The organism is Corallococcus sp. CA053C (assembly GCF_003611675.1).
Classification (GTDB): domain Bacteria; phylum Myxococcota; class Myxococcia; order Myxococcales; family Myxococcaceae; genus Corallococcus.
Map to the genome: position 1 here is coordinate 1 of NZ_RAWA01000769.1, position 1460 is coordinate 1460.

The 1460-nt window shown below is 73.1% G+C and carries 1 pseudogene; it reads left to right on the forward strand.

Annotated elements, in window-relative coordinates:
* Nucleotides 1–1460, forward strand: a pseudogene (locus D7V97_RS45135) (hypothetical protein); the annotation flags it as partial.

Genomic DNA, 1460 nt, shown 5'->3' on the forward strand with positions numbered 1-1460 from the left:
CGGAAGACGCCGCCCCCATCGAGGCCCAGCCTGAGTGGGCTACCGAGGAAGCCGCACCCGTCGCCACGCAGGCCGAGTGGGCGACGTCGGAAGACGCCGCCCCCATCGAGGCCCAGCCTGAGTGGGCCACCGCGGAAGACGGCGCGCCCATCGAGGCGCAGCCCGAATGGGCCACCACGGAAGAGACTGTTCCCGTTGCTGCCCAATCTGGGTGGGCGGCCGCAGAAGACGCGGCCCCCATCGAGGCACAGCCCGAGTGGGCGACCACGGAAGCGGCGGCCCCTGTCGCGGATCAGTCCGCGTGGACGACGTCGGAAGACGGTGCCCCCATCGAGGCACAGCCCGAGTGGGCCACGTCAGAAGAGACCGCACCCGTCGCCGCACAGTCTGAGTGGGCCACCACGGAAGAGGCCGCGCCCATCGAGGCCCAGCCCGAATGGGCCGCTACGGAAGAGAGCGCTCCCGTCGCGGCACAGGCTGCCTGGGCCACTTCGGAAGACGGCGCGCCCATCGAAGCACAGCCCGAATGGGCGACTGCTGAAGAGACCGCACCCGTCGCCGAACTTGTGCCCTTGGACGAAGCCGCGCCCATCGAAGCCCAGCCCGAATGGGCGACCGCTGAAGAGACCGCGCCCGTCGCTGCACACCCGGACGAAGCCGCCCCCATCGAGGCCCAGCCCGAGTGGGCCACGACGGAAGAAGAGGCTGCTCCCGACGCCACGCAGCCCGCCTGGGCCTCCTCCGAGACCGTGACTCCCGGAGCCGCACCGTCCTGGTCCGCCACTGCAGCTCCAGCCGAGCCGGCGTGGGCCACCTCCGAGGAAGCCCCCATCGAAGCCCAGCCTGAGTGGGCTACCGACGAAGCGACTCCGTCCGCTCCGCAGGCCGCATGGGCCACGTCCGAAGACGCCGCGCCCATCGAGGCCCAGCCCGAATGGGCCACGGACGGATCCGCGACCGCCGCCGAGCCGGAGTGGGCCTCCGAAGAAGCCCCCATCGAGGCACAGCCCGAGTGGGCCACCGAGGAAGCCGCCCCCGTCGCGGCTCAATCCGAGTGGGCCTCCGAAGAAGCCCCCATCGAAGCGCAGCCCGAGTGGGCCACCTCCGAGGAGGCCGCTCCCGAGCCGTCCTCCGAGTGGGCCTCCTCCCCTGCCGCCGCCGAGTGGAACTCGCAGGGCGCCCCGGCCACCCAGTCCGCCTGGGCCGCCCCCAACGAGGCACAGCCCGACTGGATGGCCGCCGAGTCCGAGCCCGCCCAGCCCTCCTGGGGCAAGCCGACGCAGCCCGCCACCGTCGCCCAGTGGAGCGAGCCCGTCGCCGAGGAAGAGGTCTCCCTCACCGACATCACCGCGCCCACCTGGGCCGCCCAGCCCGCGGAGCCGACCCCGTCCTCCGGTTGGGAAGAGCCCGCCGTGGACGTGGAGCCGGAGCCCGTCCTCGACGCCCAGCCCGCCCTCGAC